Source organism: Actinoalloteichus hoggarensis (assembly GCF_002234535.1).
In the GTDB taxonomy this organism is placed as follows: Bacteria; Actinomycetota; Actinomycetes; order Mycobacteriales; family Pseudonocardiaceae; genus Actinoalloteichus_A; species Actinoalloteichus_A hoggarensis.
Window position 1 is genome coordinate 4170329 of the sequence record NZ_CP022521.1, and the last position, 19613, is coordinate 4189941.

A 19613-nucleotide genomic window follows, 5' to 3' on the forward strand; every position below is an offset into this window, starting at 1 on the left:
GAACTGGCGGGAAGGTTGTTCGATTCAGTGTCTGAGGTCACCCTCCGCAACGTCGACGCGAGCTACGGACGGCACCGCATCCTCGTCGATGTCACCGCCCACATCCCTCGATCACAGGTCACAGCCGTGGTCGGCGCCAACGGCGCCGGAAAGTCATCACTACTCAACGTGATAGCCGGCACGCTGGCGTCGACGGCCGGGACAGTGCGGCGAGCCGGATCACGTCGTCCCGCCTACGTGGTGCAGCGCAGTGACGTCTCCGACGCCCTGCCGATCACCGTGCGTGGCACGGTCGAGATGGGACGCTGGGCACACCGCGGCCCGTGGCGCGGGCTGACGGCGCGGGATCACGCGATCGTCGAGGACTGCCTGACCCGGCTGGGCATCGAAGACCTCGCCGATCGGCAGCTCAGCGCGCTCTCCGGCGGCCAGCGGCAGCGCGCGCTCGTCGCGCAGGGCCTGGCCCAGCAGACCGAGCTGCTCCTCTTGGACGAACCGGGCACCGGACTCGATCTCGCGGCGCAGACTCGCATCGAGGAGGCGCTGGAGGACGCGCGTCGCGACGGGATGACGGTGCTGCGGGTCACCCACGACCTCGCCACCGCCCGGCGCGCCGACCACTGCCTGCTGCTGCACGACGGGCGCCTGGTCGCGGAGGGACCGCCTCCGACGGTGCTCACGCCGGAACGGGTGCGGTCGGCGTGGGGCGTGCCCGACCTGGTGTGAGACGGCAGCCGGCTGCCGATCTGCCGCCCGAGGCCCGACACGGAGCCGCGGAACCGGAAGGCGGTCCGCATGACACGCCTGTCGGCGCGGCCCCGTCGATCGATCGGCCGCGGATGGGGCGGCGCACTCGTGAACGGGCCGGACGGCGCGTACCCACCGGGCGAGATCGACGGGAGCCCCTGCCCGGCAGGAGGGCCGGCCCCGCCGGGCGCGGACTCGAACGTCCTTCGGCGGCGTCCACGCGGCGGGAGCGTCGAGCCGCCCCGACTCGGACACCGCGCGAACCCGTCACGTCCGAAGCGCGCCGCACCGCCGACGGGGACCCGCGGCCATCGCGCGATCGCCTCCGGCGGCCATCCCCGCGAGCCGCCGCCGATACGGTCGCCGACGCACAGGGCGTCGACCGCTCGACCGCGCTTCGCCGTGGTCGGACACCGTGGCGACCGGACACCGTGGTCATCGGACACCGTGGTGACCGGACCCGTCGGCCATCGGACACCGTGGCGATGGAGGGGCCGCGGACGATCAGGGCCGGAGGGGGCCAACGCAGGAGGGGCCAACGCAGCGCGATCGGGGCGGGCAACGAGATCGGGCGACGGCGCACCGCATTCTCGGCGATGCCTCCCCAGAGCACGACGCCCGCGCCCGACGGCTCCGCCCCGGCACGAGTGGGTCCGGCGCAGTCCACCCGATCGATATCTTGCCGGAATAGAACACATGTTCGATAGTCGAGTCATGGTCAGCTACTCGGTCGCCGCGTGCACCGCCACCGTCGTCCTCTTCATCGTCCAGGCCCTTCGCCGGCGTCGGACGCGACCACGCTTCGACGCCCGTTCGGCCCGCCGGCCTCAGCCTCGGTCTCGGCGTGTCCTCGCCGCAAGCGGCGCCCGGCCGGCCTCGAGCGACCATGCACGGCCCGGGCCGTGGCCGTGGCCGCCGGGCCGGACGACGGGGACGCCGGGCCGATGCCGAGCCGCCGTGTCAGTCGAACAGCCGCCGGAACACGTTCGTGTCCGCCAGGTCGACGAGCTCGTCCCCGCGGCCCGACATGATCGTCCGCAGGGCGTACAACGTGAATCCCTTGACCTGCGCCGCCGTGATGGCGGGCGGAACGGAGATCTCCTGTCGGGCGGTGACGACGTCGACCAACGCGGGCCCGTCATGGGTGAAGGCGTCGCGCAGTGCGTCGGCGACGTCGTCGGGCTGTTCGACGCGCTGTCCGTGGATGCCGAGCGACGTGGCCAGCGCGGCGAAGTCCGTGTCGTCCAGCTCGGTGGCGAAGTTCACCAGTCCGGCCGCCTTCATCTCCAGCTCGACGAAGTTGAGCGAGGAGTTGTTGAACAACACGATCTTCACAGGCAGCCGGTGCCTGCGGATCGTCAGCAGCTCGCCCAGCAGCATGGCCAGCCCGCCGTCCCCGGCCAGGGCGACGACCTGCCTGCGCGGGAACGCCGACTGCACGCCGATCGCCAGGGGCACCGCGGCCGCCATGGTCCCGTGCGCGAACGAGCCGATGAGCCTGCGCGAGCCGTTCATCCGCAGATAGCGCGATGCCCACACCACCGGAGACCCGACGTCCGGGATCAGCACGGCGTCATGAGCGGCGAGTTCGCTGACGAGCCGCGCGACGTACTGCGGATGGATCGGGGTGCGGTTGCGGTCGTTGTCGGCGAGCGCGTCGAGTTCTCGGCGGGCCTTCGCGTAGTCGGCCAGCGAGGAGTTCAGATGCCGCGAGCCGTGCGAGTCGGTGAGCATCGGCAGCAGGCCGTCCACCGTGTCTCGGATGTTCCCGACGAGGCCGACGTCGATCGGAGTCCGCCTGCCCAGCTGTTCGCCCCGGATGTCGACCTGCACGATCTTGGCCTTGGGCGGGAAGAACTGCTGATAGGGGAAGTCGGTGCCGAGCATGAGCAGGGCATCGCAGTTCTCCATGGCCTTGTAGCCGGAGCTGAAACCGAGCAGGCCGGTCATGCCGACGTCGTAGGGGTTGTCGTACTCGATGAACTCCTTGCCACGCAGAGCGTGCACGATCGGGGCCTGGAGCCGCTTCGCGATCGCCAGCAGCTCCGGGTGGGCGCCCTGCACTCCCGCGCCCGCCAGGATGGTGATCTTGCGGGCGGCGTTCAGCACGTCGGCGGCGGCACGCAGCTCGTGATCGGTCGGTCGCGTGATCCTCGGGACGGCGCGAACGGGCGTCGAACGACGCCGCTCGGGAGAGTTCCGGAGGAAGATCTCGCCGGGTATCGCCAGCACGGCCACGCCCTTGCGCTCCACCGCCGTCCGCATGGCGATCTCCAGCAGGCGAGGAAGCTGATCCACCGTGCTGACCAGTTCGGTGTAGACGCTGCATTCGCGGAACAGCTCCTGCGGGTGGGTCTCCTGGAAGTAGTTGCTGCCGATCTCGGCCGCCGGGATCTGCGCCGCGATCGCGAGCACCGGCACACGGCTCCGGTTGGCGTCGAAGAGCCCGTTGATCAGGTGCAGGTTGCCCGGTCCGCAACTGCCCGCGCACACCGCCAGCTCTCCGGTGACGGCCGCCTCGCCCGCGGCGGCGAAGGCCGCCGCCTCCTCATGCGCAACGGACCGCCAGGAGAGGTTCCCCGACCGTCTGATCGCGTCGGTGAGCCCGTTCAGCGAATCGCCCGCGAGTCCGTAGACCCGTGTGACCCCGGACTCGTGCATGATCTCGACGATCCGGTCGGCGATGGTCGGCATCTTCGGTTCCCTTCTGCGTGGTCGGCGGTGCTCCGGCGGCGGACAGGCGAACCGCCTCGGATGGCACCGTGTCCTCGGTCTGCCCGGTGTCGTCGGGATGCCCGGCCGGATGGAGGTCGGAACCTCGCGGTGCCGTCGCGTCCACCGTCCGGGCGTCATTCGGCCCGGAGGCCATCAGAACGCCGGGGTCGGCCGGTCCTCGCCATGGCCGGCTTCCCGGCCGGGACCGCACGACGAGCGCCGGGCGGGCTCAGAACTCCTGATAGACGGCCGGGTCCTGGTCCGCCGCCCTGCCGTCGGGGCGGCCCAGCCCCGTGATCGTGCGGACCTCGTCCTCGGTGAGGCCGATCCCGTCGAGCTCGAGATTCTCGCGTTGACGATGTGGCGACGCCGCCTTCGGCAGCGGGATCGCTCCGACGGCGACATGCCAGGCGAGCACCACCTGAGCCGGGCTCGCCCCGTGTGCTTCGGCGATACCGGTGATGGTCGGGTGATCAAGCAGGTCGTTGCCTCGGCCGAGCGGCGTCCACGCCTCGGTGACGATGCCCTGTGCGTGGTGGTAGGCCAGCGCGTCCTGCTGAGGGAAGTAGGGGTGCAGTTCGATCTGGTTGACGACCGGCTTGACTCCGGTCTCCGCCACGAGGCGTTCGACGTGCTCGGGCAGGAAGTTGCTGACGCCGATGTGTCGTACCAGTCCGCGCCGCCGAGCGTCGACGAGGGCACCCCAGGCCTCCACATAGCGGTCCTCGCGAGGGTTGGGCCAGTGGATCAGATAGAGGTCGAGGTGGTCGAGACCGGTGCGCAGCACGCTCTCCTCGATCATGGCCTTGGCCTTCTCTTCGGCGTGGTGCCGTCCCGGCAGTTTGGAGGTGATGACGAGCTCGTCTCGGGGCACGCCGGATCGACGCGCCGCCGCACCGACGGCGCCCTCGTTCTCGTAGTTCACGGCCGAGTCGATGAGGCGGTAGCCCAATCGGATCGCACCGGTGATCGTGTCGACGCCCGCCGCCCCGTTCAATCGATAGGTGCCGAAGCCGACGGCAGGCAGCGACGCACCGGAGGCGGCGGTCAGCTCGGGAATGGTCATCGGGGCGTCCCTTCGGTCTTCGTCGTCAGCCGTCCGACCGTCGTCCAGGCGGACTCGGCCGGGTTGATCACGACCATGACAGACGGGACGGCGGCCGGCATGACGAGCGACCGGCGATCGCCGGAGCAGGCGCACGGACCCGCCCCGCCATCAGCGCGGGCAGGGTCGATCGCCGCAGGCGGTGTGTCGAGCGCCGCCGTGCGCGGGCGTCGTCACCGCTTCTCACCTCGAGAGGCGGCGGACTGCGTCGCGCGGAGGGCGTGCACGAGCTGTCGGACGCCGACGGACTGTGCACCCGCCCGTGTGGTCAGGTGCACCAGCCGCCGGGTAGGCGGGTGATCGTCGAGCGGTTCGACGGTGACGCCTGCGGGAATGGTGGTGAGGCTGAGTTCCGGCAGGATCGCCATGCCGAGGCCTTGAGCCACCATGGACAGCACCACCCCGTCATCCGCGGCGGTCATGGTGGCAGGCGGCAGCCAGTCCTGCCGAGACCACCAGTCACGGGTGTACGCGGAGCAGTTCTCCGCCCAGTCAATCAGCGGCAGGGTGCGCGGCGCGGGGTGCCCGGCCGGGTACACCAGCAGGTAAGGCTCGCGGAGCAGCTCCCCCACCAACAGGCCCGGCGCGGGCGTCGCGTCCTCGGCCAGGGTGGCGACGGCGATGTCGGCTCGGCCGTCGATCACCTCGCCCATCGTGCCTCGGCCCAGCTCCGGAACGATCGAGACCTGCGGGCTCAGCCGAGGGTTGCCCGTGGTGAGCCGTTCCAGAGCGGCGGGCAGCAGGTGGACGGCCGCGCTGCGGAACGCGGCGATGCGCAGCGGTCCGCTCGTCGTCCCCGCCGCCGCGCCTCGTGCCTCGGCCCGCAGCACTTCGTGTTGTCGCAGGATGTGGCGTGCATGCACCAAGGCGCGCTCGCCCGCTGCGGTGGCCCGGGCACCTGCCCGTCCGCGTTCGAAGAGGACCGCGCCGATCTTGCGCTCGACGGTCCGGACGGCATGGGAGACGGCGGACTGGGTGAGCCCCAGTTCCTCGGCCGCGGCGGTGAAGCTGCCGCCGCGTTCGACCGCGAGCAACAAGGCCAGCTCGTTCGGGTTGGGAAAGCCGGTGGTCACGACCCGATCCTAGGCGAATCCATGAACAGGATTCATGCAACCGGCGGAATCACGCACGCCGAGGTCTGCCCAGGAGATCGCCGAGAACCTAGCGTCCCCACCGGTGTCCATCGCTAGGAGGAACTCATGAGCCCTGTCATGACCGTCATCCGTCAGGCGGCGCGCCCGGCGGGCCCGCCGCGTGAGGAGGACTTCGAGGTCGTGAGCCTGCCCGTCCCCGATCTCGTCGACGGCCATGTCCTGGTCGAGAACCTGTATCTGTCCGTCGACCCCTACATGCGGCAGCTCATGGACTGGGGCGGCTGGGAACTAGGCGGCGGCCTGGAGGGCCAGAGCATCGGGCGTGTCCTCGAATCGCGTGATCCGTCACTGCCCGTCGGTGCCCTCGTCGTGCACCGACACGGCTGGCGCACCCACGCGGTGCCCGCCGTAGCCGAGGTACGGCGCATCGAACCGGCCGCAGGCGTCCCGCTGAGCGCCTACCTCGGCATCCTCGACATCACCGGGCTCACCGCCTGGGTCGGTCTCACGCGCATCGCCCGTCTCCATCCGGGGGACGACCTCTTCATCTCGGCGGCGGCGGGTGCCGTGGGCGGCGCGGCGGGACAGATCGCGCGGCTGCTCGGCGCGCGGCGGATCATCGGCAGCGCCGGCTCGGCGGCGAAGGTCGAGCATCTGACGAGCAGACTGCGCTTCGATGCCGCATTCGACTACCACGAGGGACGCCCGGCGGATCTGTTGAGCGCGGCCGCCCCCGACGGGATCGACGTCTACTTCGACAACGTCGGCGGCGAGCAGCTGGAGGCGGCGATCGGCGCCCTGCGGGAGCACGGTCGGATCGCCGCGTGCGGCGCGGTCGCGCAGTACAACACGCTGAGCACGCCGCCCGCGGCGCCGCGAAATCTGCTCGACGTCGTCGAGAAGAGCCTGCGGTTCGAGGGCTTCATCGTGAACCGTCACCTCGATGCTCGCGAGGAGTTCGAGCGGTTCCTCGTGCCGCGTCTGCGGGACGGGACCGTCCTGATCGACGAGACGGTGGTCGACGGCTTCGAGAACACGGTGCCCGCGTTCCTCCAGCTGCTGCGCGGCGGGAACATCGGCAAGATGCTGGTGCGGCTCACGGCCGAGTGACCGTTTCCGAATCCCCGAGCAGTCCGCGGCCCCGCGCCGCCGCGCCGTCCGGCGGCGACGTCAGAGCGGTGCCCTGCTGTACCCGCCCCGCGCGGGGGTCGGTCGTTCAGGACAGGAGGAAGTCCAGCACCATCGGGCTCGCCTCGGCGCGGAACTCGTCGAAGTAGGCGTGTCGGGCGCCCTCGATCAGACGCAGTTCGGCATTCGGAATGCGTTCGGCGAGCAGCGGCGCGTTGGCCGTCGGGTTGAAGACGTCCTGGTCGCCGTGCACGACCAGCGTCGGCGCGGTGATCTCGGGCAGCTCTTCCCATGCGTCATGTCGGGCGCTGGCCGTGAAGTGCAGCTTCTTCGCCCGCGCCGACATGTCGGGATCGCCGAGCACGGTGTACGGGCCGGGGTTCTCGGCCAGCCACTCGGGGGTGTACATCAGCTCCAGCAGGAAGCGGCGGGCCTGTGCCGCGTCGGGGTCGGCCAGGCCGGCATGCACGGTCGCGTCCCGTTCGACGCCGTGCGTGCCGCCTGGCGAGGTGCAGCCCAACACCAGCCGCCGCACCCGATGCGGGTGCCGGACGGCGACCCACTGGGCGACCCTGCCGCCCATCGAGGTCCCGTAGACGTCGGCCTGCTCCACGTTCAGCGTGTCCAGCACGGCGACCACGTCGTCGGCGAAGCCCTGGGTGCTGTAGCGCCGCTCGGGCGCGTCGCTGTCCCCGGTTCCCCGGTAGTCGAGTGTGATCGTCTGCCTGTCGGTCTGGAAATCCGCCCGAACACCGTCCCACCAGTGGTGGTTGTTCGCCTGCCCGGCCAGCAGGACCAGTGCGGGCCCGTCGCCCTCGGTCTGGAAGGCGATCCGGGAGCCGTCGACGCCGTTCGCGTGTCGCATCGCGTCATGCAATCACGCCGACGAAGCTTCGGCGACGAGCAGGATCGACTACGCGGGCACCGGATCGGGCAGGCACCGGCTCCAGCGGCACCGCCCGTCCACCCGGCCATCGCGACCCGACTCCGCCGTGCGTGACTCCGCTGATTCGGTGAACACCACACCGACGGCGACGAGGTCGGGGCAGTCGCCTCACCCCACCGCGGCGGCGTTGGCGCGCGAGCGCGGCACGGCGCAGGTCTCGCCCGCGCAGGTCTCGCCCGCGCAGGCCGACCTCGCGCAGGCCGGCTCCACACGGCAGGCGCCGAAGAGGCAGGCGATCGGCGGCGACCACGGTCTCGTCACCGGGCGCATGGCGGCCTCTCGGCTGAACGACTCGTGCACCGCCGACCGCGATCCGGCCGGGCTCCGGCGACGTCGTCGCCCTCGGCTCGCTCCACGCGGGACCGCCCGCCCGCGAGCGTCGAGACGTCCTCCTCGACTGATCACGCCGTCGTGGCGGGCCGTCCATGCGGCGCGCCTCGGCCGGCGCCTGCTTGATTCGTCGTAGCGGTACACGGTCGGGAGCTCCCCGCCGGTGCGGGCCTGATCGAGGGCACGGGTCCGACCCCGGCAGGCCGGCCCGGGCAGGCTCGCGGACCGGCCCGGAACGACCCGACCCGGCCCGAGGGCCCGCCGAACGGCTCGGTCCGGTGGATCAGCCGCCGACGTGGCCCGCGATCCAGTCCCGGAACTGTGCGACGTCGGTGTAGTTGGACGGCGCCGTGCCGCACACGCCGGGTCCGCTGCTGGTCACACCGACCAGTTCCCACCCGCCGCCGACGGCACGGATCGCGGGACCGCCCGAGTCTCCGAAACAGGCTCCGCTGTCGCCGCCCGGGTTGTCGATGCTCAGGTAGAACCCGTGGAAGCCGACGATGGAGGTGTCCAGCTGCTGAAGGACGGGCGGCGGCGGGCAGCTCTCCGGTGAGCAGGTCGCTCCCCAGCCGAGCAGCCGTAGGGGCGTGCCCACCGGGCCGGGCGAGGTCGCGGGCGAGATCGGCGCGGCCGAGACCGCCCGGTCGAGTTCGAGCAGCGCGATGTCGGCCTGCGGGTTCGGGATCTTGCGGATCACCTCGGCCGTCTCGCCGCCACTGGTGTTGCTCAGCGAGCCGACCCGTACACCGTCGATGGGGCCGAGGCAGTGTTCGGCGGTGACGACCCAGGTCGGCGCGATCAGCGTTCCGCCGCAGTAGGGGCTGCCGCCTGCCGTGGGCGACACCATGAACGAGTAGACCTGATCGGCGTCGACTCCCCCGACGATCAACGTCTCGGCGGGCGGGCCGCTCGTGGGTTCGGGGGCGATCGACGACGAGCCGGCCCACGCCGTGGCCGTGCTCGCCGCCATCATGATCCCGGCGCACACCGCCGCGATCAGTCCGGCCTGGCGTCGTGTTCTCGTACGACCCACTGCTGGTCTCCTTCTCGACGCGAGCGGCCCTCGGCCCGTGTCCCGACGGCGGGCCGATTCGTCGGAATCGAACGTATTCGGCGGCAAGCCGGTGAGGAACCGCCGAACGGCCGCGCCGGGATCGGCCTGGCCGGAGCGCCCCCCGCACCGGGGCGCCGCACACGGCCGCTCAGCCCCGACCACCTGCTGTCGGCCGCCCGGCACCGTGGCACTCGGGTCGGGAGACCGCGGACCTCGACGCGGACCCCGCGGCGCCGCCGTGGTCGACGGTGGACAGGATCGACGGTCGAACCCGGCCGCGTGGATCGCCGAGGTTCGGCACCGAGCGTCCGGTTGACGATCAACGGTGTGCGGCTCGCGGCTGATCCGCACGCCTGCGGGCGCCAACGGTGCGAGTCAGGCGGACGTGGACGATCCGACGTCGGCGAGGCGACTCCCGCGCGGGCAGCTCCCTCACCCCGTGGCGAAGCGAGCAGAGGCGTCGACGACCGGTCGTGCGGCGGCCCGGCGCCGGCCGCCGCGTCCATCGGCCCGGGCATTCGGCGGGCGTCTCGGCTCGGTGACCCGTTCGTCGGTCGACATCCGGCAGGACGAGACGCCGCGCGGGGCGGTGATTCAGCGGTGCCCGCTGAGCCCTTCGGCGCAACACCTCCTTCCCGATTGCCCAACCATGCGGATCGACGATGCGATACACCCGCGCCCGGTTAACGTGAATCAGCCGATCCCCGGTTCGGAAAAGGCGCCAGCGAACGACACGGGCATCGCGGAGAGCGATTCGACATTCTTCCGCGCTGTCGGTGCGCCGCTGCGCGCGCCTCGTCGACGGCGCCGATTCCGACCGAGCCGATATTCTTCTCAAGGAGTCGATGATGTCGCAGTCAGGAATCTCCGAGGAACATTCGCCGCCGACGGCGGCGACCTCGACGCTCGTCAACGGACACTTCCCCCGCCGACGTGGGCTGATCATCCTGTTGAGTTCCGTGGCGGGTTTCCTGCTCACCGTGGTGTGGTCGGCGGAGTTCGTCGACTCGGCCATCGGCGGCACCGTCGCGGACACCCTCCTCGGCCACGACGCCGACGAGACGCCCATCGCGGGAATCTGGGCGGGCGTCGTCTTCGCCTTCGTCTCGGGGCTGGCGGGCACGTTCACCGCCTGCAACATCGCCGCGTTCGGCGCGATGGCCCCGCTGCTGGGCTCGCCGGGAAGCCGATGGTCACGCATGGCGAACACCCTGCGCCCACTGGCATGGCTGGCCGTCGGGATGCTCGCGGTCTCAGCGGTGTACGGGGTGATCGTCGGTGTGGTCGGCACCGACATGCCGCAGTTCTCCACCGCGCCCAACGGGCCCGGTCTGTCGCCGCGCAGCGTCCAGTCGATGGTCGTCTTCGGCATCATCGGCCTGACCATGCTGTATCTGGGACTGGCCGCGCTCGGCGTGGTCAGAGACCCGTTCGCCCGAGTGTCCCGACGGTTTCCGAACGCCCCCATGGTGTTCCTGGGCGCGCTCGTCGGTGCCTTTCAGATCGGCAGGCCGTTCCCGCTTTTCCGACAGATGTTCCGTGATGCCGCCGAAAGTCACAATCCGCTCTACGGCGCGGCGGCATTCTCTCTGCAGGCCGTCGGGAACATCCTCATCATCGCCGTCCTCTTCCTGATCCTGGTGTACTGCACCGGTGACCGGCTGCGGCGATGGCTGCTGAGCGATCCGCGTCGCATCACGATCATCACCGCGGTGGCGCTGATCGTCGTCGGCGTCTTCACCGTCCTGTACTGGGACGTGCGGCTGCTCGCCCGCCGCGAGATCATTCCGTGGTACCCCGTCGCTCCGTGGGCGGGTTAGGGCGTCCGACGTGGGCGGAGTCGGTGTTCCCGGCGCGGTCCTCGCCGGGACCCGGCCGTCTCAAGGTCCCCACGGCCGTCGCCGCACCGTCCGCGAGGGACACCGCGTTCACGATCGTCTCCTCAGGCCATGTCTCGACGGTGCCTCGCGTTCGGATGCCGAGAGATCGGGCGGTTCCGATCGCGGCTCGACCGGAGCCGCCCGGCGCGGGCCGCGCGGCCTCCTCTCCCGCCGGGCGGCTCCGGCGCCGGCTCGTCGCAGCACGGCGTCGACCTTCGACGATCTCGCGGGCTTGACGACCGCACCGCCCTTCGGCGAGGGGAGCGGATGCCTCAGCCCTGTTCGCGGGCGATCTCGGCGAGGAGGTCCATGCCCGCGCTCATCGTCTCCGCCATGCCCGGCCGCACCCACGCATCGCGTTGCTCGACGGAGGCGAACACCGAGGTCTCCCGATAGGCGGTGCCGCCGTCGACGGCGTCGAAGGTGAAGACGCCGAGTTGAACGGCCGAGGGCATCCCTTCCATCTCGCAGGTCTGCACGAGCCGCCTCGGCTCGTCGACGTCGTGACAGACACCCCGGAACACGAACTCTCCCGCGCTGTCCGGGTCGCGCACGACGTAACGCCACAGCCCGCCGGGCCGGATCTCCAGCCGGTCGACCTCGGTGGTGAACCGCCCGCCGCTCCACCAGCGGGGCACGAGCGTCGGATCGGTGACCCCTCGGAACACCGCCTCGGGCGGTGCGTCGAAGAAGCGGGTCATGATGATGTCCTGCCGTCCCGGCGCGATGATGATCTCCGCCTGCGTCACGATGTCCGTCCCCTTCCGATCGTCGACCACAGTCGGGCCGGTCCCGCGCCCGCCGATCGTGCCCGCCGCGAGCACCTCGGCACGGCGGGCCGCCTGCGGCGGGCGGTGCTCGCCGGCGGCCTCGACGCCCGTGACCTGCCCGGTGGCCATCGTCGTCGAGGCGGCGCGGCGGGCGGGCGAGGCGGCACCGGCACCATCAGGTGGTTCGGCTTCGTCCGTCCCGCCGCGTCGCGACGCGATCAACGGTCGCGCCTGCCAGAGTGGTCGGATGAGGACATCCGTCGAGGGAACCGTCGCGGCCGGCTACGACCCCGTGGCCGAGGCGTTCGCGCGGTCGCTGTCCGAGGCAGGCTCCGAGACCGCGCAGGTGTGCGTCCATGTGGCGGGCGAACCCGTGGTGGACCTGTACAGCGGCGCACCGGGTGCGATCGAGGTCGTCTTCTCGGCCGCGAAGGGAGCCACCGCCGCCTGCGCGAACCTGCTGGTCCAGCGGGGCCTTCTCGATCTCGATGCCAGGGTGGCCGACTACTGGCCCGCCTACGGCGTCCGGGGCAAGGAGTCGACGCTGGTCCGCTGGGTCCTCAGTCATCAGGCGGGGGTGCTCGCGCCGAGGGAGCGGCTGACGATGGACGACCTGGCGGACTGGGACAGGGTGGCCGCCGCGCTGGCCGCGCAGACTCCCGCCTGGGAACCGGGCACCGCCTACGGCTACCACGCGCAGAGCTTCGGCTGGCTGGTCGGTGAGCTGGTGCGCCGAGTGGACGGCCGAAGCCTGGGCGCGTTCTTCCAGGAGGAGCTGGCCCGACCGGCGGGCGCCGACTTCTGGATCGGACTGCCCGAGGCGCAGGAGGCGCGAGTCGTCGAGGTGGTGGCGGAGGAGCCCCCGCTGCCGCCGGGAACGGACCCGGCCTCGGTCGATCTGTCCTCCTTCTTCGGCCCGCACCATCTCGACGCCTTCACCCTCGGCGGAGCCGTGCCCGAGGACGCCGTGACGGCCGCCGCCGACCGCCGCTACCGGGCCGCCGAGCTGGGTGCCTCCGGCGGGGTCACGGACGGGCGCGGCCTGTCCCGGCTCTATCGGCTGCTGCTGGACGTCTTCACCCCCGCGACCGTCGAGGACATCCTCCGGCCGGAGACCGACGGCGCCGATCTGGTGCTGTCCAGTCCCGCCATGACCGTCGAACAGGTCTTCGGTCGCGGCTTCGAGGTGTCCCCGCCGACGGGAGCGCCCGCCGGTGTCCGCGCGTTCGGCCACAGCGGGGCAGGCGGGACCGTCGCCTTCGCCGACCCCGATCGACGAGTCGCCTTCGGCTACGCGACCACCCGGCTGGTGCCGGGTCCGCCGGGCATGGACCCGCGCGCCGCCGCCCTGGTCGAGGCCGTCTACGCGGCGCTCGACTCGGTCACGGGCTGAGAGGACGGCACTCGTTCGAGCCTGCCGCCCACAGGACGACCCCGTCGATCGCACGGCTACGGCACTCGTCGCACTCCGTCCCGGCGGACCGATGTGCGAACACCGACCGCTCACCCACCACGCGACCCGGTCGCCCCGTGCCTCGGGTCTCGACGCCCGGTAGGCGGGCGTCCAGCGGCTCGCCTGCCGCCGCGGCCAGGCGCCGACCCGGTGCGAGCCGACGTGGACAGCCGGACGGCACTCCACCCGCCCCGGCGACGAGGACGGCGCGATTCCGAAAGGCACGGGCCCGCGATGCCGAGCCGCGACCCGCGTGCCCGCCACCCGTCGCGACGTCACCCGGGAAACCGCTGCTCACCCGATCGGCGGAACGACCGCGGCCGGGCGCTCGACGATCCTGGACGGCCGGACAGGGTTCCACGGACCCAGGCCGAGCGAACGCAGCGTCCCGCCCGCCGCGACGGCCAGCTCCTCGACGGAGCCGACGCCCGTCCTTCGCATCAACTCCAGACAGACGCCCGCACAGGCCTCGGCGTCATCGGCCGCGTCATGGTGTGTGCCGAGCGGCAGACCGAGATGGCGTGCGACGTCGGGCAGCCGATGACGCGGAATGTCCAGTAGTCGCTTCGCCCACGTCCAGGTACAGCCGAATCGGAGAGCCGGATAGGCCAGGCCCTCCTGATCACACGCCTGCCGTATCACCGAGATGTCGAATGAGGCGTTGTGCGCGACGAGGACGCGATCGCCGACCGCCACGACGAGTTCGGCGAGCACCTCGGCGAACGCCGGGGCAGCATGGACCCGATCCTCGGTGATGCCGTGCACGGCCGTATTCCGGGGAGCGAAGTAGTCCAGCCCGGCGGGCGGTCGACAGAGTGTCGAATAGCGGCGGACGACTCTGCCCCCGTCGACCACGACCAGCCCGACGGAACAGACCGAGCCCCGCTTCTCGTTCGCGGTCTCGGTGTCGAACGCGGCGAAACGCATGCTCACTTCCGGATTCTCCTCGATCAGGACCGGCGTGGTCCTCTTCGGCGCGTCCCGCACCAGGGCGGGACCGGGCAGGTCGTGGTCGTCCGAGCGGCTCCCGGTGCGCGCGACGGTCTCTTGGCGCCGCGCCGCGCGGTTCGGCGGCGAAGGCCGACTCCGGCGCGCTCGGGCAGCGCGTCGAGGCGCTCACGGCGTGAGCCGGTGCGCCGCGGGTGGGACCCGTTCGGGCCTCGGGTACAGGTGACGGGCGGCAGAGGACACGGGGCAGCCGGCAGGCGGACCTTCGACTCCGGCCGCGCGCTCGCCGGTGGCGAGCAGCCGCCGCGCCACGTTCGTCCATTCGTTCTCGAGCGCCCGTCGGCTCGGCTCTCGGCGGCCGAGACAGGCCGATGTCGTCCGCCATCACGGCAGGCCGGCTCGCCGTGTGCTGCTCGTCGACGACGATATGGTCCGACTGCACGAGACCCCCGCGATCACCTTTGATCACCGCCTGCTCCGCGCAGCATGTATCGCCGGAAGGCGGAGTCGTGTTTCCGCACGCGCGTAACGAATTCGACACGCCGGATCGTGATTCGTCGTGTTTCGCCGATGAAGGACCTGACAGGTGATTCGACGACGATGCCGAAGCACGGTGTAAGGAGAATTCCGGGATGCCCTGAACGAATCAGGACATCGGAGAGGTGTCGGACCGCCATCGGGCTCGTGACGAGAGTGGACGATGCGGTGTGTCTCGACCGACGTGCCGACGATGTCTGCCCGACCGCTCGGGGCCGCCGGATCGGCCGACGGGCCGTGACGGGTCGCCACGGCACGGATCGCCACAGTGGTGGCGGACGACGACGGCACGCGCCCGCACCAGGTTCAGGAGCGACGCGCTGCCGGCACGGGGAACCGGCCGCCACGGCTCCGTCTGGAGGAACCGGCCGCCGGTCGGCGACGGACCCGACGGTGGAGCGGTCGCGGCGAGGCGGCCGGACGAAGGCGGCTCCGCTCCGGTCTCCGACCTGTCTCAGGTCGCCGGACGAACTGGTGGGCCGGGCACACCGGAGACTCGACCATCAGCGCACCGAACATGATCAGCCGAAGGGCGGGCCGCGCGTCCCCGTGACGAATTCAGGCCCGCACGGTTGATTCGTCGCCCTCCCGCGGCCGAACGCCGAGCTGATCGCACAGGAACGTCAGCACGTCGGTGGTGGACGCGACGCGCTGGTCCCTCGTCACGCCCTCGCCGTGTCCGGTGTCGGCCTCGACGCGGAGCAGCACCGGCCGCTCCGAGGCCGTGGCGGCCTGCAGGCGAGCGGCCGTCTTGGCGGGCTGCCACACCGCCACCCGAGGGTCATCGAGCGCGGTCGTCAGCAACACGGCCGGATACCGAGTCCCGTCCCGAACCCGCAGGTAGGAGTCGATGATCAGGACGTCACGCAGTCCGTCCTCGGTGGTGACGCTGCCGAATTCGGGAACGTTGACCGGCCCGTTCTCGCTGAACTCCTGGCGGGTCGCATTGGTCACCGGTACCCGGAGCACCATGGCCGCCCACAACTCGGGCCGCCGCACCATCGCCCCGCCGACCGGGATGCCGCCCGCGCTGGCGCCCTCTCCCGCCAGACGGTCCGGGCGGGTGTAGCCGAGCGCGATGAGGTGTTCGGCGCAGTCCACGAAGTCGGTGATCGTGTTCTCCTTGCGCGGCCCGCGGCCGGCCTCGTGCCAGTCGCGCCCGTGCTCGCCGCCACCACGGAGCCCGGCGACGGCGTAGACGCCGCCGCGCTCGTACCAGGCGAGCAGCTCCGGGGCGAACTCCGCCGCGAGCACATGCCCGTACGAGCCGTACCCGGTGAGCAGCGTCGGATTGTCGCCGTCGAGCGCCAGTCCCGCGCGGTGCACGACCCGCAGCCCGACGGCGGTGCCGTCGCGGGCGGGCACCGAGAGGTCGGTCACCACGAGATCGGCCGCCGACAGACCCGCCACCGACAGATCCGCCACCGTGCGATCGGCCGCCGCGAATCCGCGCGGCTCCGGCGACGTCGGCGGAGCCGCCGACGTCACGGCGGACGGCGCGGACCGGCCGATGTCCCGCACCGTCCCGGTGGCGTCCTCGTAGCGCAGCATCATCGCCGGGCTGGTCTGCGATGTCAGCACCAGCAGTGCGGCGGCGTCGCCGAGTTCGACGAACTCCCGCACGCTGCCTGCCGCGGGCAGCTCGATCTCCTCGGCGGGGCCGCCCGCCACAGGCCGCCTGCGCAGCCGATCGGCGCCGGCCACCAGCTCTCGGGTGATCACCTGTCCGCCCACCACGTGGACGGCGCCGAGAACCCGGTCGGTCGCCGACACGATCACCGACGAGTGGTCGGGGTCGACGGCCGAGATCGCCACCACCCGACCACGCGGCGCGCCCCGATGTCCCACCAGATAGAGCGTGTCACCGTGCATCGCGAAGGCCGTGACGTCGTCGGCGGGGCCGGCGATCCGCCGCCAGGGGCAGGTGGCGGGATCGGCGAGTGCCGTGTGGGGCGCCAGGTACACCGAGCAGTCGGACAGCCGTTCGGTGAGAGGACCCACCAGCGCGCTGTGCGAGACGACGGCGACGACCCAGTCCGACCGCCGCTGCACCAGGACGAACGGCCGGTCCCGTCGCGACAGCGGCACCCGATCGTTCAGCCCGCGCGCCAGGAGCGGGACGTCCTCGTCGGCGGAGGTGCCGAGCCGGTGCAGGCAGGATCGGCTGTCCAGCCGCAGTTCGTCCGTCGGCGTGCCGGGCGGGGCCTCACGATATCGGTGGTAGACGAGCGACTCGCCGTCCGGCAGCCAGGACACCGCGCCGTGCGGGGTGCCGGGGAGGACGTCGTCGAGCAGCCGGGAACCGTCCACCTCCACGATGCGCAGCGTGCCGTCCTCCGCGCCGCCCCGGGAGAGACCGACCGCGACCCGCCGGCCGTCCGGGGAGGGCACGTACCAGTCAAGGCTGCCGTGTGCGTCGCCGGTCGCGACGGCGGGATCGAGCAGCACGCGGCCGCCCGTCGACGCCTCGGACGTCGTGGTGCCCCGCACGATGTCCGCCAGGTCGCCGTCCTCGGCCACCATGAGCAGTGACCCGTTCGTCCGGGAATCGGCATGGCGGAAGAACAACCGCCCGCCCGCGGAGGCGAATCCGGTGCGGCTGACACCCGCCGAGGTCAGCTCGCCGATCCTGGCATGCAGAGCGGCACGATTCGGCGAGGCGTCGAGGACGTTCCTGGTGTGCCGGGTCTGTTCGGTGAGCCATCGACTCAGTTCCGGACCTCCGTCCTCCATCCAGCGATAGGGATCGGCGAGATCGACGTCGAATCGGCGCTCTCGAACGATGTCGACCCGTGCCGCGGGCGGCCTGCTCTCGGGTGATCGCGTCACGCCGTCGACCCTGCCATGCCCGCCGATCCGCGCGACCGACCGGCGCGACGCGCGGGACGCGACTCGGCGCGACCATGCCGCCCGACGTCCGGCGCCGCGGTCGGCACCGCGGCCCCATCGGCGCGGCGACGCGGCAGGCGCGGGATCGTCGGACCACTGGTCATCGGCCCGCGCGCCCGTCACAGTGTCCGAAGGAGTATCGCCGCCGGAGAGGATCGAGGCCGCCGTGCACATCAGGATCGTCGGGGCAGGCGTGATGGGCCGAGGCATCGCGCAATGGGCCGTCACCGCGGGACACGCCGTCGAGCTCGCCGACGCGAGGCGGGAGTCGGTCGACGACGCCGTGGGCTTCGTCGCCGCGATGCTCGAGCGGGCCGTGGACAAGGGCAGGCTCGATGCCGCCGAGGCGGCGGCGGCGCGAGCAAGACTGCACCCGCTGGGGTCGCCGTGGGAGCCGAGCACCGACGTGGAGCTGGTCATCGAGGCGGTGCGGGAGGACCTCGACGTCAAGTCCGAGGTCTTCGCCCGGTTGGCCGAGGTCCTGCCCGCCTCGACCGTCTTCGCCACGAACACCTCGTCGATCCCGGTCACCCAGCTCGCCGCGACCCTCGCGGACCCGACGAGGCTGGCGGGTCTGCACTTCTTCAACCCGGTGCCGCTGATGCGGATCGTCGAGGTCGTGCCCGGCGGGCTGACCCGGCCCGAGATCCCCGCACTGCTCGTCGAGCTGGTGCGCGCCACCGGTCACCGCGCCGTCGTGGTCGCCGACACCCCCGGCTTCCTGGTCAACCACGCCGGGCGCGGTCTGATCACCGAGGCCCTGGCCCTGGTGGAGGAGTCGGTGGCCGGGGTGCCGGACGTCGATCGCATCGCCCGGGACGTGCTCGGGCTGCGGATGGGTCCGTTCGAGTTGACCGACCTGACGGGGCTGGACGTCTCGGCGGCGGTGATCGACTCGGTGTGGGCGGGCTTTCGGTACTCCGACCGACTGCGGCCGTCGTTCCTCACCCCCAACCGGGTCGCCGCGGGACTGCTCGGCCGCAAGACCGGCCGAGGCTTCTACGATCACGGCCCCGATGCCGCGCCGCCCGCCCCCGAGCCCCCGATCATCGGCGACCGGAGCCGTCCACTGCGGGTGGTCGGCACCGGACCGGGCGAAAGGTGGGCGGCGGACGCCGTGCGCCGGTCGCTGCTCGCCGCGGGCACGGCCTCCGGCGCGGGCGAGCACCCGACGCGCATCGCGGCGAACGGGGCCGCCGACCGGGGCCCCGTTCTGCTGGTGCCCACCTGGGGAACCACCGTCGCCGCCGCCGTCCGCGAACACGGCCTGCCCGCCGATCGCACCGTCGGCGTCTGCCCGCTCTCCCTCGACACCGGACGTGCCGTGGTCGCCGCCACGCCCGCCGTGTCGCAGGCCGCGGTCGCCGACGCCCGCGCCGCGCTGGCGGCCGGCGGGGCGGCAGGCTCGCCGCGGGCGGTGTCGGTGGTCCGAGACACCGCGGGCTCGGTGCCGCAGCGCCTGCTCGCCTCGATCATCGGCGTCGGAGCCTCCATCGCCGAACGCGGCCTCGCGACTCCGGAGGACGTCGACTCGGCGGTCACCGCGGCGCTCGGTTACCCGCACGGCCCGCTGAGCTGGGGCGACCGCATCGGCGCCCGCAGGCTGCTCGACCTGCAGGAGGCGCTGTCGGCCGGCACCGGGGATCCCCGGTATCGGCCGACTCGGTGGGTACGGGAACGGGCGCAGCTGGGGATCTCGCTGACGACACCGCCGTTCGACATTCGGTGAGACGCCGCAGGCCACCGCTCCGGTCGAGCGGCGGTGCCTCCCGCCGGAGAGGGCGACCTCGCCGCGACGGCCGCCCCTGGTGCCGCCGTCTCGATCCCCTGGGGCGGCTCGCCGAGGCCAGGACGGTCGGGCGACTCGTCTCGGCCTGCGAGCGGTTCATGGAACGCGCGGCCGAGGCGGACGGGGTCGTCGACCGGGCGGGCGTGGGCACGCCGTGCGGCGGTGTGCCTGAGCGTTCCTTCGAGCGGATGAGCTCGGCCTTGACGCTATCGTCGAAGAAACGAG

The 19613-nt window shown here is 72.0% G+C and carries 13 protein-coding genes; 5 read left to right on the forward strand and 8 right to left on the reverse strand.

Features of this window, described 5'->3' with window-relative positions; all coding sequences use genetic code 11:
• The first annotated feature begins 27 nt into the window (after positions 1 to 27).
• Positions 28 to 726, forward strand: coding sequence for a zinc ABC transporter ATP-binding protein AztA (aztA, locus tag AHOG_RS17845; protein ID WP_245856291.1), 699 nt, complete (start codon positions 28 to 30; stop codon positions 724 to 726).
• A 981-nt stretch (positions 727 to 1707) separates the two neighbouring features.
• Here aztA and poxB read toward each other — a convergent pair.
• The 3 genes from poxB to AHOG_RS17860 all read right to left on the reverse strand — a co-directional run bounded on the left by poxB (position 1708) and on the right by AHOG_RS17860 (position 5640).
• Positions 1708 to 3441: a ubiquinone-dependent pyruvate dehydrogenase gene (poxB, locus tag AHOG_RS17850; protein WP_093942377.1), complete on the reverse strand. Its 1734-nt coding sequence runs from the start codon at positions 3439 to 3441 to the stop codon at positions 1708 to 1710.
• Positions 3442 to 3691: 250 nt separating this feature from the next.
• Positions 3692 to 4528: an aldo/keto reductase gene (locus AHOG_RS17855; protein ID WP_093942378.1), complete on the reverse strand. Its 837-nt coding sequence runs from the start codon at positions 4526 to 4528 to the stop codon at positions 3692 to 3694.
• A gap of 212 nt (positions 4529 to 4740) precedes the next feature.
• Positions 4741 to 5640 carry a LysR family transcriptional regulator gene (locus tag AHOG_RS17860; RefSeq protein WP_093942379.1) on the reverse strand — a complete coding sequence of 300 codons (900 nt, stop codon included), beginning with the start codon at positions 5638 to 5640 and terminating at the stop codon, positions 4741 to 4743.
• Positions 5641 to 5766: 126 nt separating this feature from the next.
• Between AHOG_RS17860 and AHOG_RS17865 the strand changes: the two genes are divergently transcribed.
• The gene (locus AHOG_RS17865; RefSeq protein ID WP_093942380.1) at positions 5767 to 6771 is read left to right on the forward strand and encodes an NADP-dependent oxidoreductase; all 1005 of its coding nucleotides are present in this window, start codon (positions 5767 to 5769) and stop codon (positions 6769 to 6771) included.
• 106 nt (positions 6772 to 6877) lie between these two features.
• Here AHOG_RS17865 and AHOG_RS17870 read toward each other — a convergent pair whose 3' ends face one another.
• Together AHOG_RS17870 and AHOG_RS17880 are read right to left on the reverse strand one after the other, a co-directional pair.
• Positions 6878 to 7654: an alpha/beta fold hydrolase gene (locus AHOG_RS17870; protein WP_093944558.1), complete on the reverse strand. Its 777-nt coding sequence runs from the start codon at positions 7652 to 7654 to the stop codon at positions 6878 to 6880.
• Between the two features lie 694 nt (positions 7655 to 8348).
• The gene (locus AHOG_RS17880; RefSeq protein WP_245856292.1) at positions 8349 to 9101 is read right to left on the reverse strand and encodes a S1 family peptidase; all 753 of its coding nucleotides are present in this window, start codon (positions 9099 to 9101) and stop codon (positions 8349 to 8351) included.
• 866 nt (positions 9102 to 9967) lie between these two features.
• On the opposite strand from AHOG_RS17880, the gene AHOG_RS17885 reads away from it, so the two are divergent.
• The gene (locus AHOG_RS17885) at positions 9968 to 10942 is read left to right on the forward strand and encodes a hypothetical protein (RefSeq protein WP_245856293.1); all 975 of its coding nucleotides are present in this window, start codon (positions 9968 to 9970) and stop codon (positions 10940 to 10942) included.
• A 332-nt stretch (positions 10943 to 11274) separates the two neighbouring features.
• Here the strand turns inward: AHOG_RS17885 and AHOG_RS17890 are convergent, their stop codons facing one another.
• Positions 11275 to 11901, reverse strand: coding sequence for an SRPBCC domain-containing protein (locus AHOG_RS17890; protein WP_245856294.1), 627 nt, complete (start codon positions 11899 to 11901; stop codon positions 11275 to 11277).
• Positions 11902 to 12019: 118 nt separating this feature from the next.
• On the opposite strand from AHOG_RS17890, the gene AHOG_RS17895 reads away from it, so the two are divergent.
• Entirely contained in the window at positions 12020 to 13165 is a 1146-nt protein-coding gene (locus tag AHOG_RS17895; RefSeq protein WP_157736893.1) for a serine hydrolase domain-containing protein, read from the forward strand.
• Positions 13166 to 13519: 354 nt separating this feature from the next.
• On the opposite strand, the gene AHOG_RS17905 is transcribed toward AHOG_RS17895, so the two are convergent.
• Both AHOG_RS17905 and AHOG_RS17910 read right to left on the reverse strand, forming a co-directional pair.
• The gene (locus tag AHOG_RS17905; protein WP_093944561.1) at positions 13520 to 14152 is read right to left on the reverse strand and encodes an exonuclease domain-containing protein; all 633 of its coding nucleotides are present in this window, start codon (positions 14150 to 14152) and stop codon (positions 13520 to 13522) included.
• A 1116-nt stretch (positions 14153 to 15268) separates the two neighbouring features.
• Positions 15269 to 17539, reverse strand: a complete 2271-nt coding sequence (locus AHOG_RS17910) for a prolyl oligopeptidase family serine peptidase (RefSeq protein WP_169725876.1) — start codon at positions 17537 to 17539, stop codon at positions 15269 to 15271.
• 256 nt (positions 17540 to 17795) lie between these two features.
• Between AHOG_RS17910 and AHOG_RS17915 the strand changes: the two genes are divergently transcribed.
• Positions 17796 to 19328, forward strand: coding sequence for a 3-hydroxyacyl-CoA dehydrogenase NAD-binding domain-containing protein (locus AHOG_RS17915; protein ID WP_245857009.1), 1533 nt, complete (start codon positions 17796 to 17798; stop codon positions 19326 to 19328).
• The last annotated feature ends 285 nt before the right edge of the window (positions 19329 to 19613 follow it).

What these genes read in the sequence shown, in the direction of transcription:
- AHOG_RS17915 (WP_245857009.1), top strand. Translation starts at nt 17,796, where the DNA reads ATGGGCCGAGGCATCGCGCAATGGGCCGTCACCGCGGGACACGCCGTC.
- poxB (WP_093942377.1), bottom strand. Translation starts at nt 3,441, where the DNA reads ATGCCGACCATCGCCGACCGGATCGTCGAGATCATGCACGAGTCCGGG.
- AHOG_RS17890 (WP_245856294.1), bottom strand. Translation starts at nt 11,901, where the DNA reads ATGGCCACCGGGCAGGTCACGGGCGTCGAGGCCGCCGGCGAGCACCGC.
- AHOG_RS17885 (WP_245856293.1), top strand. Translation starts at nt 9,968, where the DNA reads ATGATGTCGCAGTCAGGAATCTCCGAGGAACATTCGCCGCCGACGGCG.
- AHOG_RS17870 (WP_093944558.1), bottom strand. Translation starts at nt 7,654, where the DNA reads ATGCGACACGCGAACGGCGTCGACGGCTCCCGGATCGCCTTCCAGACC.
- AHOG_RS17905 (WP_093944561.1), bottom strand. Translation starts at nt 14,152, where the DNA reads ATGCGTTTCGCCGCGTTCGACACCGAGACCGCGAACGAGAAGCGGGGC.
- AHOG_RS17855 (WP_093942378.1), bottom strand. Translation starts at nt 4,528, where the DNA reads ATGACCATTCCCGAGCTGACCGCCGCCTCCGGTGCGTCGCTGCCTGCC.
- AHOG_RS17895 (WP_157736893.1), top strand. Translation starts at nt 12,020, where the DNA reads ATGAGGACATCCGTCGAGGGAACCGTCGCGGCCGGCTACGACCCCGTG.
- AHOG_RS17865 (WP_093942380.1), top strand. Translation starts at nt 5,767, where the DNA reads ATGAGCCCTGTCATGACCGTCATCCGTCAGGCGGCGCGCCCGGCGGGC.